Origin of the sequence: Streptococcus mitis bv. 2 str. SK95, assembly GCF_000222705.1 — a bacterium.
GTDB classification, from domain to species: Bacteria; Bacillota; Bacilli; order Lactobacillales; family Streptococcaceae; genus Streptococcus; species Streptococcus mitis_AY.
The window spans coordinates 1-520 of sequence record NZ_AFUB01000032.1; the positions used below are offsets into that span (position 1 = coordinate 1).

1 protein-coding gene is annotated in these 520 nt (G+C 50.4%); it reads right to left on the minus strand.

Annotated features, from left to right (window positions below; translation table 11 throughout):
- Nucleotides 1-520, minus strand: a 520-nt coding sequence (locus HMPREF9965_RS06860) for an FtsK/SpoIIIE domain-containing protein (RefSeq protein ID WP_000574507.1), incomplete at both ends; no start/stop codon positions are given.

Here is a 520-nt window from a genome sequence, read left to right on the forward strand (position 1 = left end):
CATCATTCTGTGGAAGGCTCAACTGGTGCTTGAAGTTCGAGTAGAGTTGAGCCCGAAGGTTGGACTGTCGACTCGCTGTCATCAAGAGATGCACCCCGATGCTGAGACCTTCACGAGAGATGCGCACCAAAAGTTTAAAGAGTTCTGCCTCATAAGCCTCCTCCTTGATGGCCTCATAGCTATCTAAGAGGATAACAATAGCCGGCTCTTGCTGACCACTAGCCTCTCGGTAGAGCTCTAAAGTCCCTACACCATAGTCCGCTAGGAGTTTCTTACGACGATTAAGTTCGCGCTCCATGATCCGCACAAACTTAGAAATCTTCTCTGCCTGATCCAAAAGCATGGTGTCTGCCACCTGCGGAAGCTTGGACAAGGGCGCCAAACCATTGGTCCCAAAGTCCATCAAGTACATGGTAAGAGCCTTGGGACTGAATTTGCGAGCCAAGTCCATACCAGCTGTCTGAAGGAAGGTGGTCTTCCCTGTTCCCGGACTTCCGTAAAGAAGGACATGTCCATCCTT